Raw genomic sequence first — 13441 nt, 5'->3', positions numbered from 1 at the left:
AACGTTGTGGAATTGTGGATAACTCGATTGAATCCCGGTCTACCAAAGGTCAGGGAATCGTGAGTTATCCCCAGGCTGCTTGTGGATAACTCAGTAAAGCTGGGGAAAACTGTGGGTAACTTGCTCCCCGGCCGCTCCATAGGGGGTGGAAAGGTCAGACGACGGGGCTAATCCCGGGCATGGGACTTGATCTTTTGTGTGAGTTCTTGCACCTGATCGAACACCTTCTTGTTCTCCGACAGGGATTCGCGCACGCGACGTTCGGCATACATCACCGTGGTGTGGTCGCGTCCGCCGAAAGCACTTCCCAACTTCGGCAGAGAAAGATCCGTCAGTTCTCGGCAGAGATACATTGCGATCTGCCGAGCCTGCACAAACTTCTTGGCCCTACCCTTGCCTATGAGCTCATCGGTGGTGAGGTTGAAGTAGTTCGCCACCACCTCAATCACATGCTGAGGAACAATTTCCACATCCTGATCGGCTGGCGAAATATCGCGTAACGCAATTTCTGCGGTTTCGACCGTCAGCGGTTCATGGCTAAGCGCGCAATAGGCCGTCACGCGGATCAAAGCACCATCGAGCTCACGAATCGATTTCTCATAGCGGCTCGCGATCAGTACCTTGACGTCCTCGGGTAGCTGCACATTGTCGGATTCTGCCTTCTTCGTGAGAATCGCAATGCGCGTTTCTAGGTCCGGAGTCTGAACATCGGTAATCAGTCCGCCTTCAAAGCGAGTGCGCAGGCGATCTTCCAACGTGGTCAGCTGTCGTGGAGGTCGGTCGGAACTCAGCACAATCTGCTTATTTGCCTGGTGCAATGCATTGAATGTGTGGAAGAACTCCTCCTGCGTCGATTCCTTGTTCTGAAGGAACTGGATATCGTCAACGATCAGCATGTCTAGATTGCGGTAGCGCCGCTTGAAGGATTCACGAGTGTCATTGGCGATGGAGTTAATGAAGTCATTCGTCAGCTCTTCGGAACTCACGTACTTCACCCGCATGTTTGGCTGTAGCTCTTTGGCATAGTGTCCAATCGCATGCAGCAAGTGGGTCTTCCCCAACCCGGACTCACCCCAGATAAACAGAGGGTTGTAGGCCTTTGCGGGTGCTTCTGCAACAGCCCGGCAGGCGGCGGCGGCGAAGTTATTCGACGAGCCAACAACGAAGCTGTCGAACGTGTAGTTCTTGTTCAGCAGAGAATCGCCATCCAGCCCGTCGTTGAAGTTCGATGAAGGCTGCGGCGCAACGTTTTGTCGCGGCGGTACCCGGTGAGCTTGTTCCTTATTTGTCCAATGTGTCGGTGTGGGGGATGGATTCGGATCGATGTGGTTTTCCGTCGCAGCGTATTGCCCTGCAAGAGCATCGGCATCGTGCTCCCGTCGCTGAGCAGCTTCTTCCTCAGTCTCCGCCGCCGAGCCGTCTTTTTCCTGTGCTTGGTGAACCAGTGCTTCTACCTGGAAGGTTGATAGGTCGTCTGCGGTAGCTACCGAACTTTTTTCTGACGCCCCTTCGTGGATATCGCCTGCCGTTTCAGTGTCACTCTCAGACTGTGTGCCCTGCTTGGGTTCCCCTGATTCTGCCTCTACGGATTCCCCATTCGTGCTGGTGATCGCAAGGCTGACGGAAAGATCCAAACGAGCTTTGAGGACATGCTTGATGGGATCGATGAGGTCTTTTTCGATCGATTCCTTGGTCCACTTATTGGGTGTTTCAAGCACGACGATCCGTCCCATAAGCCCCACCGGTTTGACCTTGCGCAGAAGTGAACGCTGTTTGGGGGAGATAGGTGGAAGATCGGGGTCGGGATTGGCGGAGGAGCTATCCGCGAGCCAATCGTGCATGATGGCATCCCACATGTCGGGAAAGTGTTCCTCGATAGAGAAATTCGAGTTGCTCATAGGGGCTCCAGGGTCAGGGCTATTTTCAGCGTAAGAGTTTTCGGGGGTGGCGTAGAGGTAAACGGGGGGTTAAACCAGCGGTGGTTCTCAATTCCCTCTTTTATGTAGTTGTTCACCTCGTCGTACACAGTGGGAAATGCCGTATATCCTGCATTTGCACATAGTTATGCACACCTGTGGATAACTTCTCTTCACATGTTATCCCCAAGGTACAGGCTCCTTGTGGATAACTCTAATCAGAGCCTCAATATTCACTCTACCTGCATAAATAGGGTGTAAAGTAAAGGTTTAGTGTTTGGGGGTGAGGGAGTTTTCCACAAGGTCCATCGTCATTTGACGAACTTAGATCTAGGCTTTACACACCTACTTCCACCCCGTTGATTTCGTCGAAACCGGAAGGTGCCTTCTGGAGACATCCAATGATGTTCTGACGAGTATTTATTAGAGACAGCTGCATCCTCTTCGAGGGCGCCGTCTCTAAAATTTGGATAACTTACGTCACAGCACGTATCCTTGACTCGTCTATGGCAACCCATATGTGGCAGCAGTTCACCACGCTGCCTATCGGGTGCCTCCGGTATCGGCGCCATTCTTCTCGGAGATTGCCGGTACAACTGTCCACTTAAATTTGTGGGCGCATCGCTGGCTAAGCAATATCCCAGCTTCTTTAGCGCTGGGCTTCCTGCTGTCGTCATATGCGGTGTGCGCACAGCTAATGAATGTTAAGGAGTGAAGTACCGTGGCTAAGGGCAAGCGTACTTTCCAGCCCAATAACCGTCGTCGTGCACGCGTGCACGGTTTCCGTACCCGCATGCGTACCCGCGCTGGCCGTGCCATCGTTTCCGCACGCCGCAACAAGGGTCGCAAGTCCCTCACTGCCTAAGTAAGGCATCGACGTTCCCTCCACCCCAAGAATCTTGGGGTGGATTGTCGTAGGGGCGTCAATTAAAAGAAAGAGCCACCATAGTGCTAGCTCCTAAGCACCGGCTTCGGTCAACTTCCCTGTTTGGGAAGACGATTCGGAACGGCCGGAAGAAAGGTAGCCGCACTGTGGTGGTTCACGTTTTAGTGGGGGGTGAAGGGGCCGAGGCTTTGCCGGCACCCTTACAAGAGGCAGCCACAGCTGGACCGCGGATGGGACTGGTTGTCTCCAAAGCCGTTGGAAACGCTGTGACCAGGCATAATACATCACGCAAGATTCGCCATGCCTTTCGGACTGTATTAGATGAAGGCAAACTGGATTTCCCAGCTGGAACAACTTTGGTGATCCGCGCTTTGCCGAAGAGCGCCGAGGCAAGCTTTGAGGAGTTGGTCGGTGATGTGCGTAGCTGCATCCGACGGGCCTTCCCCCGGTGACGGTGCAGAAGGCACGGTTAACGCGCACGAGGGTAAGTCGCGGAAGCGCGGCCTCGGAGCTCGAATGGCTCGCCGAGTAATCCTTGGTTACCAAAGTTATGTTTCACCCCTTAAAATGGGGCCAACGTGCCGTTTTGAACCTACGTGCAGTAACTACGCTTTAATCGCTATCGGCCGACATGGTCTGATTAAAGGGTCAATACTTACGCTAGGTCGATTGGCCCGCTGTGGGCCATGGCATCCGGGAGGTTGGGATCCTGTCCCTCCTCGTCGTCCCTTGCGCCTGTGGAGCAGGCGACACCGTTAGGCTGTTCGTTTGTGGAGCTGCTAGCTGGGTCGTCAGCAACATAGGCCTTACTAGACCAATATCAGGAGAAACCTCGAGTCGCCATGGATTTTATTTATTATCCAGTGTCCGGCGTTTTGTGGTTCTGGCATAAGCTGTTCAGCTACGTCCTCAGCCCGGACTCGGGATTCACGTGGGCGCTAGCGATCATGTTCCTCGTTTTCACCATCCGTATTTTGTTGGTGAAGCCGATGGCGAATCAGCTGCGCTCGTCCCGCAAGATGCAAGAAATGCAGCCGAAAATGCAGGAGCTGCAACGCAAGTACAAGAATGATCGACAGACGCTGGCGATCGAGATGCGCAAGTTGCAGAAGGAAATGGGCGTTAACCCTTTGGCTTCCTGTCTGCCGATGCTTGTGCAGATGCCGATCTTCCTTGGCCTGTTCCACGTGCTGCGTTCCTTCAACCGTACCGGTAATGGTGTGGGCCAGTTGGGGATGTCTGTTGAGGAAACCCGAAACACGCCAAACTATTTCTTCGGAGTAGATGAGGTTCAATCGTTCCTCGATGCGCGTATCTTCGGTACCCCGATTTCTGGCTTCATTTCCATGGATCCTCAGAACTACCGCGCGTTCTCCGCTGATGGCGTGGTGGATTTTACGCGGACCAACATCATTGTTGTTGTCGTGCCGATGATGCTCGTAGCGTCTGTCCTGATGCACTTCTCCGCACGCATGTCTATGGATCGCGCTGCAAAGCGCCGCAAGGCATCCCCGGCTAAGGGGAATGATCCCAAGGCTCAGCAGATGCAGATGCAGATGGACATGATGCAGAAACTCATGCTCTGGGTTATGCCGGTTCTTTACCTGCTGGGTGGTTTCGCATGGCAGGTTGGCCTGGCTCTGTACATGGTCACGAACATGACGTGGTCCTACTTGCAGCAGTTCTTCCTCTACAAGAAGATGGATGCAGAAGAAGAGGCCGAGAAGGAGGCAGTTGCCGCTTCGAAGCGTACCTCTGCTCCTAAGGTCGGAGCGCGTCCGAATAATCCAAAGAAGAAGGGCAAGAAGCGGAAGTAGCTCGCTACTGTACGTTGCCAATTACTTATAGAACCGTCACCTATGAGGTGGCGGTTTTTTGTTTGCCCTGCTCCCCTTCCCGGGTGCTGTCGTTCCGGCTAGTGGCTATATTATGGGCGGAGTACATCAGTTTGAATGTTTCACGTGAAACATTCGGCGTGGTTTCACGTGAAACATGCCCATCCTCCCACCTTTTGAAGGAGTGCCCAGATGGCGAATCAGGACGATTCCACCGTTGCCAACCCTCAGTTGGGTGAACCACCAGCGATAGCCGAGGACGTGTTTGGGGATCGGCTTCCCCTCGCTCGTGTATATGCAGAGTTTCTAGCATCTGCCGGGATAGAGAGAGGTTTGCTCGGTCCGAGAGAGGTGCCGCGTATCTGGGAACGTCATGTTCTTAACTCTGCAGTCCTTGGCGAAGTAATCGATCCGGGTCAGCGAGTGATCGACGTTGGATCTGGTGCGGGTCTTCCGGGCATACCGTTGGCTATCGCACGCCCGGATCTTAAGGTTCAACTTCTAGAGCCGCTGTTGCGTCGTTATAACTTTCTCCAAGAGATCAATGATGAGCTTGAGCTGGGTTGCGATGTTATCCGTGGCCGTGCGGAAGAACCAGATGTGGTAAGAGCCATTGGTGGCGCCGATGTAGTTACCTCCCGCGCAGTTGCGCCTTTAGGGAAACTGGCTCGTTGGTCTCTCCCCCTGGTTCGAGTCGGTGGGTCGATGAAAGCCTTGAAGGGTGGTTCTGTTGCAGAGGAATTGCAGCGTGACGCTAAGGAGATTTCAAAGGCCGGTGGTGGCGAGGGAACCATTGAGCTGGTTGGTGAGTCTAAGGTTGCTGAGCCGACTCACGTCATCATAATTCCTCGCGTGAAATAGGCATCGATTCATTGGAGACCTTCAAGTTTCAATATTGGTAAAAGACTCAGGGGTACGCCATGATCTCCTTGAACGTGCCACCTATTCCTAGCCTTGTGCTCTCGTTGAGACGTAGGACAGGCTGCATTATTCTTTACGTACACCCCGATGTTTCACGTGAAACATCGGTTCTCGACTTCAGGATTGGACGTAAATGTCGAATATCGACATGGATGACACACCCATTGGTCGCGCAGCTCGACAAGCGGCGCGAATGAAGAACCCAAATCGGAACCAGCTTCCGAAGCCGCCAAAGTGCAGAAAGATTACCATCGCCAATCAAAAGGGTGGAGTAGGTAAGACGACTTCTACCGTTAATTTGGCGTGGTCTTTAGCGCTGATGGGTATGAGGGTGCTTGTTATTGATCTTGATCCGCAGGGAAACGCCTCCACTGCGTTAGATGCTGTTCATCATGCTGGGACTCCCTCAAGTTACGAGGTTCTCTTGAATGAGATGACTATCGATGAGGTTATGCAGGGCAACAGAGACAACGACAATATCTTCTGTGTGCCTGCAACGATTGATCTCGCTGGAGCCGAAATTAACCTTGTTAGTGAGGTACGTCGTGAGTACCGACTTGCCACGGCTTTGAATGACTCATGGTTGGAAGAACAAGGTTTTGACTACGTCTTTATTGACTGTCCCCCGTCGCTTGGACTGTTGACTATTAACGCCATGGCGGCCGTAGATGAGGTTCTGATTCCGATTCAGTGTGAATACTATGCGCTCGAGGGCGTGACCCAGCTTATCGATAATATCGCCATGATTCGTGAGAGTCTGAACCCAAATCTTCATATTTCTGGTGTACTCCTAACCATGTATGATGGCCGTACGAAGCTATCACTGAACGTTAGTGATGATGTGCGCACACATTTCGGCTCGGTTGTTTTGGACAACCACATACCTCGCAACGTAAAGGTGTCCGAGGCGCCAAGTTATAACATGACCGTGCTTCAATACGATGGCGGTGCTCCCGGTGCCCTTGCCTACTATGACGCGGCTAAGGAATTTGCGGAACGTGGCGACTACGTTCCATCCCCAGAAACGGCCCCCATTGGGATTGCCCCAGAACTCCACAACGGGGGTGTTCAATAGTGGGGAAAAACAATAAAACGGGTTCAAAATTGTCTAAGAAGAGCTCCAAACAAGTGAAGTCAAAAGATGACAAAGCGCCTTTGAATCCTTCGAACGTCGATGACTCGAAGATGATGCCTCAACCTAGCAAACCAGCTGACAATCCAAACGGAGATGCGGCTACTGCTACTCCGCGCATGCCTTCTCCGAGGAATAGAAAGCCACAAATGCCCTCCCCCAGTGCCGTTGGCAATCAGCGTCGCGGTGGGTTGGGTCGCGGCTTGGCCGCCCTCATCCCGACTGGGCCAGCTCGACCGTCTCTTGGCGATGGTGCCGCAGACATAGTTCTCGGCAACAGCTCGGCGACTAGGTCTACGTCTGAGGCGAACGGCTTAACAACTGCGGCTGGTGAAAATAACGCTTCGTTCCCCCAGTCAAAAGTCAACACTACGGATACGCCATCTACCTCCCGCAGCATTAAGAAGGGCGAGCCTCGTACATCAGATGATGTAAAGAATTTTGCCTCGGAAAAACCTGCTCAAAAAGGTGTTGAGAGGGGTACCTCAGGTATAGGTGCGAAACGTCACAGTGACGCTTCGGATGTTTCTAACGCAGCCCACCAAAACAATCGAGGATCAATTTCCGGTCGCTTCGACGAGCCGAACACAGAAGACAATGTTTCACGTGAAACATCGACGGAGGATTTTGGTGCTTCGTACCAAGAGATCCCGCTGGAGGCTATTCGCACGAACGCGAAGCAGCCCCGTGAAGTGTTTGATGAAGAAGCGCTACAAGAGTTGGTGCACTCCATCAAGGAGTTCGGCCTTATGCAACCGATTGTGGTGCGTCGTGCTCCCAATGAGAACTCGACCTATGAACTCATCATGGGTGAACGCCGATACCGTGCCGCTAGTCGCGCAGGCTTCGACGTAATTCCTGCAATCGTTCGCGAGACCGCTGACGAAGAGATGCTCCGCGACGCTCTCTTGGAGAATATTCATCGCGTACAACTCAATCCGTTGGAAGAAGCGGCTGCGTATCAGCAGCTCATGGAGGAGTTCGGTGTAACTCAAGAGCAGCTGGCAAGAAAGATCGGACGTTCACGGCCGCTCATTACGAATATGATTCGTCTACTGCAGTTGCCCGTTTCTGTACAGCGACGAGTCGGTGCAGGTGTACTCAGCGCCGGTCATGCCAGAGCGCTCTTGGGTTTGAAGCTCGGGGCTGAAGCTCAGGAGAACTTGGCAAATCGCATTGTGACAGAGGGTATGAGTGTTCGAGCCACTGAAGAAGCGGTCACTTTGCTCAACCGGGACGATAGCGGCGAATTAAACACCAAAAAGACCATCCGAAAGCCTCAACAGCTTCCGGATGAGGTTTCTGACTGGGTAGATACCGCGTCAGATGCGCTTGAAACCAAGGTTTCAGTTCAGATGGGGAAGAAGAAGGGAAAGATCGTTGTTGAGTTCGGTGGGCCTGAGGATTTCGACAGGATCATTGAGCTTTTGAAGTTCAAATAGCATTAGTAGGGCTCCATCGGATTAACAGAGTACCAATATTTGAAATGAAAGGTATCCCATGCCCTTGAGCGTGACTGAAGCAATTGACCAACGCCGAGCTACTCGAAAGTTCAAGAACCAGCCTTTGAGCAATGAGATTCTGGACCGGGTTGTGAGGAATGCATTGGAGGCTCCTAGCGCCTTCAACGCACAAATGCGAGATCTGGTAGTTGTCCGCGATCAGAGTGTCAAGGAGGCTATTTTTGAAGCCTCTGGCCAGCAGCAATTCCTAGATGCGCCAGTGGTCTTCGTAGTGGTAGGACGGTCTGAAGTAGTTCCGGAGGATGCCGAAGAGATCCTTGGCACAGATTTAACGGAAAAGGTTCGCGGGTTTAATGGCAACGCCTCTGCGTCCAAGCTACGCGAAATTGGTATTCGTGATGCAATGTTGGTGGCCGGGTTCTTGCTCCTTGCGGCTCAGGAACAAGGATTGTCTACCTCCCCTACCACTGGATGGAACGAGGAGGGCGTCAAAAAGGCCATTGGTCTGGAGGGGCGAGATGATCGCTCAATTGCCCTGGTTATCGCGGCGGGTTACGCGGACGAAGATCCCGCTCACCCTGGCCGTGCGCTAAACAGACGCGTGGATGATCGATACTAGGAAATGCGAATTCGGTTAGAAATCCCCGATGTTTCACGTGAAACATCGGGGATTCGGCTTTGAGAAAACTATTCATTTCCGCCCGGCCGTGGGATGAGCGCTATAGGATTCACGTTGTTGGATCCTTCGGATTTATGGAAAGTAAGGACCCTGCAGCTTGCGCATCATTGATCGTCTGAACGCTGAAAGGAAAAGATGTGGAAGTAAGTATCCGCGCCATAACCCCTCAGCGTTCCGAGGATCTAGAATCAGGTGCTGCTACATCGACTTTTTGGCCGTTCCCAGCTGACTACGGCACGGAGGGGAATGAAAACTGCGATCCTCTTTTTGACAAGCAACTATGGCTGCATAACGTCATGATGGAATGGGGAATCTGCGGCTATACGGCGTTTGTGGGCACTGGAGACGCGGGTACGCACTCTGTGCCTGCAGCGACCGTGTTCTTTGCCCCTGCGCGGTATATGCAGGGCATCTCCAAGTTTCCAACTGGGCCAATTTCACCCGATGCAATCTTGCTGAGTACGGTTCATGTAGCCCTCCCATACATGGGTCTCTACCTGGAACACCAGCTAATCGATACGGTGATTACGGAGGCCCACAGGCGTGGCGTGAAAGCCGTCGAGGCTTTTGCTCGTGTAGAGGACTTTGACGAAGATCTTGCGAGGCAATTGGGCAGTGCTTCGGTGACGGAGACGGATCGAGGAGGTGTAAGCCGCCAGTACGATCAAGCTGGTGACAAAGAGGGCGAATACAGCGCCCTAGAATCCCTGAAGTATGTTCCGGAGTCCTATCGGGGATGGGAAGCGGCTGCCGAAGTACATGACGCCGCGGATGAAGACGTTCTAGATATTGCTCCCATGCTCTCCGAAGACATATTGGAAGCGGAGGGCTTCAAAGTGGTAAAACACCATCGGCGTTTCCCCCGCTATCGCTTTGAAATCAATGGAAATAATTCCTTGTTTAGCGACTTCGCAGAAGAGGATCATGCAAGGGTAAATGGACCTGAAAAGCTATCTACCGTAATCGGAGGCAAACAAGCACCTGGCCCAATGGGGAACCTACTTCTGCGGAAGCTCTTCCTGTAGAAGCTCAACAAAGCTAAACGTGCCCGTCTCGTGGACATCTTTATCCAATAGGTAAAGGCGCTTTACAGCCACAACGATCGCTTCAGCGATGGTGTCACGCATGGCGGGATCACTGAGGATCTTCATGTCGCGAGGGCTGGTCAAATAGCCTGGCACAACTTGCACAGTTGGCATACTCGTCAGACGCAAGATATCCCACGTCTGCCCGTGGTTGTAGCAATTCTGCAATGAGGTGCGGGCAACGATCTCGCGCTGGATAAAACCGGAGAGCTTTTCACCCACCATGGACGAATAGCCAGTCAGCGAACCAAAGTAAAAGGAGGCTGCACCGTTGGCTTTCTCATTAGGGTAAATATCGGTACGCAGGCTAATCATGACATCTGCGCCAAAAGCATTTGCGATGTTCGCACGATCCTGATTCGTTGGATTAGCCGATCGTGGCCGAGACAGAATAGTCTCCATTCCAGCGGCAATCATGCGCCCTTCTACCCTGCCCGCAAGGTCCCAAAGGATCTCCTCCTCGGAGATCTGCCCATAAGGACCATCGACGATATAGCCTTTGTCAGCGCCACCAAGACCAGGATCAATCACAACTCGCTTGCCCGTGAGTTGGGGTCCGGCAGAACGGATCTGTTCCTTTTCCCGGATCGATTGCGGGGAACCGCCGGTAATGCGTCGTCCTAGATAGGACAGGGCACGTAGCGTGTCGGGCCCCACCACGCCATCGTTAGTCAGACCGTAGTTCAGCTGATAATTGACAACGGCGGAATGCGTGCGCGGGCCGAAGTGACCATCGATACGGCTCGTATAAAAGCCGAGGTCGTGGAGCTGTGTTTGCAGCTGCGCAACATCGTCGCCGACAAATTGATTGCTCTGCAGGGAAAGCACTCGAGCGCCTAAGGTGTAGGAGGCTTCTCGAAGGGCACGCAGGGTGCCTGGGGTAATGGCACCGTCTGCGATGATTCCACGCTGCTGCTGAAACGCTCGAAGCGCTTCAGCCAGAACCTCGTCAAACACCTCTTCTTCACTAGTCCAGCGCTGTGCTTTGCTACCGGTCGCGTCCCCCGCGTACCCTTCCAGCAGTCCCAAGCGTGCCAAGGTACCGCGTACCTCAGCGACGCGCGGACTGCGGTCTCCGACGTGGAGAAGCAAACGATCCACTGGGCTCAACACTCCAATTCTCTAAAGCTCTTTGGTGCTGGTCGAGCACCCTTAGCGCTGTTCTAAGTTATGTGCGACGAGGTATTGATCTCGCCTTGTTCTCGCCCACTCTTATTGTGATCTAGATCACTACCGCATTCCCCTGCGAATAGAGTCGAGCCATAGGTGCAATTCTAGGGTCTATTGCGCCAATCTGCCTTATAGGCAGGTCAGGCGTGTTTAAAGTTGTTTCTCGATGGCAGCTCGAAGAGTGTCTCTATCTTGGGCGCCACTAAACTCGGCGACCTTCTTGCCATCCTTGAACACTAAGAGAGCCGGAATCGACATCACCTGGAACATGGCGCCCAGCATGCGCTCATCATCAATATTGACCTTGGCAATTGTGGCCTTGCCATCGAACTCAGCCGCCAGTTCGTCGAGAATGGGCGTCATGGCTAGGCAAGGGCGGCACCATTCGGCCCAAAAGTCGACCAGAACGGGTTGGCTAGATTCCACTACCTCGGACTTGAAGGTGGCTTGGGTAACGTTCACAATCTCGGACATAAGAGTGACAAAACTCCTGGTTGGGGCACATTCTCATTAGGTTGGAGGTTACCCTTCAACGTGTAAATATCCTATGCGCAGACGGTGGAATTTACCTAAAGGTGACCGAATGTGACCGTTCCGTTACTGGGCTGCGAGATATGCCTCGGCATCCAGGGCGGCGCGGCAGCCGGAGCCAGCCGCGGTAATGGCCTGCTGGTAATGGGAATCCACCAGGTCACCAGCGGCGAACACACCGGGCAGGCTGGTGCGGGTGGAAGGCTCCTCGACCTTCACATAGCCATTGTCCTGTAGTTCCACCTGGCCTTCGAAGACCGTCGTGCGCGGGTCGTGGCCGATTGCAACGAACATCGCATCCATTGGCACGTCCGTACGCTCTCCGGTCTGCGTATCCTCCACAACGAGTGTTTCTACGCTCTTGTCGCCCTTAACCTCTACGACCTTGGCGTTGGTCAGGAACTTGATCTTCGGATTGTTACGGGCGCGCTCCTCCATGATCTTGGAGGCACGGAATTCATCGCGACGGTGGATGATAGTCACGCTTTCGCCGAACTTCGTAAGGAAGTCGGCTTCCTCCATCGCGGAATCGCCACCACCGATCACAGCGATCTGCTTGTCCTTGAAGAAGAAACCATCGCAGGTTGCGCAGGCGGATACACCGCGCCCCAGCAGCTCCTGCTCGCCGGGAACGTTCAGATAGCGCGGGGCGGCACCGGTAGCCAGAATCACCGCGCGAGCCTGGTACTCCTCCCCATAGACCCACACCTTCTTGATCTCGCCGGAAAGGTCGACCTTCTCGACCTCCTCCTGGCGCAGATCAGCACCGAAGCGCTCGGCCTGTGCGCGCATTTCCTCCATAAGATCCGGGCCCATAATGCCCTTCTGGAAGCCGGGGAAGTTCTCCACCTCGGTGGTCTGCATCAGCAAACCGCCGTACTCCACGCCTTCAAACACAACCGGGTTCAGCTCGGCACGCGCTGCGTACACTGCCGCGGTGTAGCCTGCGGGTCCTGACCCGATAATGATGACGTCATGAACCTGGCCCGCACTCTGGGTGCCGGCGTCCGCGCTCGCGGCCTCCGTTGAATCGCTGTTGAGAATACCGCTGGCCTGCAGGAATGGCTGGTTCATGATTATCCTTTGAGGTCGAAGATGTCGTTCACCCCAGTCTAACCGGCTGCGGCCATTCCGTATTCCTCTGCCCCACCGAGATGTTCACACATCATCCGCTTCGCGCGGTTCTTTCGTGATTTCACGGTGCCGATTGGAATGCCTAGCTGTGCTGCTGCGTGAGCCTCACTGAGTCCCCGGATCTCCGTCAGTACCACCACGTCGCGCATCTCGGGGGATAGCTGTCGCAGGCTGCGGTGCACATCCAGCCGTGCGACCGTTGCTTCTTCCCGCGCCCCTAGCGCCGGCAGCGTCCGCGTCCGCTCACTGAAGTCCTCCCGCCCCGGTTGGGCCTCACGGTTATAGCGCTGCATGTAAGACAGTGCTGCGTTGCGCATAATCGTGGCCATCCACGTGCTCACGCTCGCTGAACGTTTTCCACTAAAGCGCGAGGCAAAGCGGTGCACTCGCAACAACCCCTCCTGGTAAACGTCCATTTGATGGGCTTCGGGCACATTCACCCGTCGAAGAGCCCACCACAGCGTGCGCTGGTGGCGGTCGATCAGTTCACGAAATGCGCCGGGTTGCCCCTCGTTATGTCCGCGTAGTAGCTCGTGGTCGGTTTGCTCTGTTGGCCGTTTATGAGCCGTTTTTCTTGGTGACGCCCCCTGCATCATCTTCCCCCTTAGTATGACGTCGGAGCCGTGCCGCCCCCGTGTCACACACTTTATTCTGTGCTGAATGAAGTGTGGGGGCAAAGAACTGAACCT

At 54.0% G+C, this 13441-nt stretch carries 14 protein-coding genes; 9 read left to right on the top strand and 5 right to left on the bottom strand.

Translation table 11 applies throughout. From position 1 onward, the window contains the following. Nucleotides 1-167: 167 nt before the first annotated feature. Complete coding sequence (gene dnaA / locus AC06DS_RS03030) at nucleotides 168-1733, bottom strand: chromosomal replication initiator protein DnaA (protein WP_477101172.1); 1566 nt, start codon at nucleotides 1731-1733, stop codon at nucleotides 168-170. Nucleotides 1734-2637: 904 nt separating this feature from the next. Here dnaA and rpmH point away from each other — a divergent pair. From rpmH to AC06DS_RS02985, 9 genes are all read left to right on the top strand, one after another. Continuing rightward, nucleotides 2638-2781 carry a 50S ribosomal protein L34 gene (gene rpmH / locus AC06DS_RS03025; RefSeq protein ID WP_005292556.1) on the top strand — a complete coding sequence of 48 codons (144 nt, stop codon included), beginning with the start codon at nucleotides 2638-2640 and terminating at the stop codon, nucleotides 2779-2781. A gap of 83 nt (nucleotides 2782-2864) precedes the next feature. Continuing rightward, nucleotides 2865-3254 carry a ribonuclease P protein component gene (gene rnpA / locus AC06DS_RS03020; RefSeq protein WP_293792287.1) on the top strand — a complete coding sequence of 130 codons (390 nt, stop codon included), beginning with the start codon at nucleotides 2865-2867 and terminating at the stop codon, nucleotides 3252-3254. A 64-nt stretch (nucleotides 3255-3318) separates the two neighbouring features. Then, nucleotides 3319-3561 carry a membrane protein insertion efficiency factor YidD gene (gene yidD / locus AC06DS_RS03015; RefSeq protein ID WP_293792289.1) on the top strand — a complete coding sequence of 81 codons (243 nt, stop codon included), beginning with the start codon at nucleotides 3319-3321 and terminating at the stop codon, nucleotides 3559-3561. Nucleotides 3562-3644: 83 nt separating this feature from the next. Continuing rightward, nucleotides 3645-4619, top strand: coding sequence for a membrane protein insertase YidC (yidC, locus tag AC06DS_RS03010; RefSeq protein ID WP_448307907.1), 975 nt, complete (start codon nucleotides 3645-3647; stop codon nucleotides 4617-4619). 210 nt (nucleotides 4620-4829) lie between these two features. Then, nucleotides 4830-5498 carry a 16S rRNA (guanine(527)-N(7))-methyltransferase RsmG gene (gene rsmG, locus AC06DS_RS03005; protein WP_448307906.1) on the top strand — a complete coding sequence of 223 codons (669 nt, stop codon included), beginning with the start codon at nucleotides 4830-4832 and terminating at the stop codon, nucleotides 5496-5498. Between the two features lie 193 nt (nucleotides 5499-5691). Next, nucleotides 5692-6633: a ParA family protein gene (locus tag AC06DS_RS03000; RefSeq protein ID WP_477100955.1), complete on the top strand. Its 942-nt coding sequence runs from the start codon at nucleotides 5692-5694 to the stop codon at nucleotides 6631-6633. Nucleotides 6634-6809: 176 nt separating this feature from the next. Beyond that, complete coding sequence (locus tag AC06DS_RS02995) at nucleotides 6810-8132, top strand: ParB/RepB/Spo0J family partition protein (protein ID WP_477101171.1); 1323 nt, start codon at nucleotides 6810-6812, stop codon at nucleotides 8130-8132. Between the two features lie 58 nt (nucleotides 8133-8190). Beyond that, nucleotides 8191-8772 carry a nitroreductase family protein gene (locus AC06DS_RS02990; protein ID WP_477100954.1) on the top strand — a complete coding sequence of 194 codons (582 nt, stop codon included), beginning with the start codon at nucleotides 8191-8193 and terminating at the stop codon, nucleotides 8770-8772. 197 nt (nucleotides 8773-8969) lie between these two features. Then, nucleotides 8970-9857 (top strand): hypothetical protein, encoded by an 888-nt coding sequence (locus AC06DS_RS02985; RefSeq protein WP_477100953.1) that lies wholly within the window; start codon nucleotides 8970-8972, stop codon nucleotides 9855-9857. Here AC06DS_RS02985 and AC06DS_RS02980 read toward each other — a convergent pair. The 4 genes from AC06DS_RS02980 to AC06DS_RS02965 form a co-directional block, all read right to left on the bottom strand. Further along, nucleotides 9831-11018 carry an N-acetylmuramoyl-L-alanine amidase gene (locus AC06DS_RS02980; protein WP_476728209.1) on the bottom strand — a complete coding sequence of 396 codons (1188 nt, stop codon included), beginning with the start codon at nucleotides 11016-11018 and terminating at the stop codon, nucleotides 9831-9833. The two genes, AC06DS_RS02985 and AC06DS_RS02980, sit on opposite strands and share 27 nt — an antisense overlap. Before the next feature lie 219 nt (nucleotides 11019-11237). Beyond that, nucleotides 11238-11561, bottom strand: coding sequence for a thioredoxin (gene trxA, locus AC06DS_RS02975; RefSeq protein ID WP_448307901.1), 324 nt, complete (start codon nucleotides 11559-11561; stop codon nucleotides 11238-11240). Between the two features lie 123 nt (nucleotides 11562-11684). Further along, nucleotides 11685-12692, bottom strand: a complete 1008-nt coding sequence (gene trxB / locus AC06DS_RS02970) for a thioredoxin-disulfide reductase (protein WP_473963791.1) — start codon at nucleotides 12690-12692, stop codon at nucleotides 11685-11687. Between the two features lie 38 nt (nucleotides 12693-12730). Further along, nucleotides 12731-13393 carry an RNA polymerase sigma factor gene (locus AC06DS_RS02965; RefSeq protein ID WP_448307899.1) on the bottom strand — a complete coding sequence of 221 codons (663 nt, stop codon included), beginning with the start codon at nucleotides 13391-13393 and terminating at the stop codon, nucleotides 12731-12733. Nucleotides 13394-13441: the final 48 nt, after the last annotated feature.

The organism is Corynebacterium sp. TUM25015, from assembly GCF_056393505.1.
Note: the sequence above shows the minus strand (reverse complement) of the source record. Positions and strands in the feature narration are given on the sequence as shown.

Coding starts and splice junctions, on each gene's coding strand:
- dnaA (WP_477101172.1), bottom strand. CDS start 1,733: ATGGGACGGATCGTCGTGCTTGAAACACCCAATAAGTGGACCAAGGAA.
- yidD (WP_293792289.1), top strand. CDS start 3,319: ATGGCTCGCCGAGTAATCCTTGGTTACCAAAGTTATGTTTCACCCCTT.
- yidC (WP_448307907.1), top strand. CDS start 3,645: ATGGATTTTATTTATTATCCAGTGTCCGGCGTTTTGTGGTTCTGGCAT.
- rsmG (WP_448307906.1), top strand. CDS start 4,830: ATGGCGAATCAGGACGATTCCACCGTTGCCAACCCTCAGTTGGGTGAA.
- AC06DS_RS03000 (WP_477100955.1), top strand. CDS start 5,692: ATGTCGAATATCGACATGGATGACACACCCATTGGTCGCGCAGCTCGA.
- AC06DS_RS02995 (WP_477101171.1), top strand. CDS start 6,810: ATGCCTTCTCCGAGGAATAGAAAGCCACAAATGCCCTCCCCCAGTGCC.
- AC06DS_RS02990 (WP_477100954.1), top strand. CDS start 8,191: ATGCCCTTGAGCGTGACTGAAGCAATTGACCAACGCCGAGCTACTCGA.
- trxA (WP_448307901.1), bottom strand. CDS start 11,561: ATGTCCGAGATTGTGAACGTTACCCAAGCCACCTTCAAGTCCGAGGTA.
- trxB (WP_473963791.1), bottom strand. CDS start 12,692: ATGAACCAGCCATTCCTGCAGGCCAGCGGTATTCTCAACAGCGATTCA.